Here is a 390-nt window from a genome sequence, read left to right on the forward strand (position 1 = left end):
CGTCTAGAACATAGTTGAATCACCCTTTCCGGCTCTGCAATAAATCGATTCCATGCAATGGAACACTGCTCAACAATATCGTCATATCCACTAAAGCAACGATTTGCGAGTTCATTCTGACGAAGCCATTGCCACACTTGTTCTATAGGGTTGAGTTCTGGCGAATAGGGCGGAAGCTTAAGGATACTAAGGTTATCAAAGTCCTCAGTCAGATCTTGTTGATGCCAACCTGCACCATCCATGATGACCAAAGCATGGCGACCCGATTCGGTAGCCTCTGAAATTAATGTTAAATGCTCCCACATATATTCACTGTTGGCATGCGGGGCAATAATAGCCTCTGTCGTGCCCGTTGCAGGACACACCGCACCATATAAATATGCTGATTCG

At 45.6% G+C, this 390-nt stretch carries 1 protein-coding gene; it reads right to left on the bottom strand.

Annotated elements, in window-relative coordinates:
- Window positions 1–390 (bottom strand): IS630 family transposase (locus H5181_RS20360; protein ID WP_182751892.1); only part of this gene is annotated, 390 nt, incomplete at both ends.

Origin of the sequence: Shewanella sp. SG44-2 (assembly GCF_014164215.1) — a bacterium.
Classification (GTDB): Bacteria; Pseudomonadota; Gammaproteobacteria; order Enterobacterales; family Shewanellaceae; genus Shewanella; species Shewanella frigidimarina.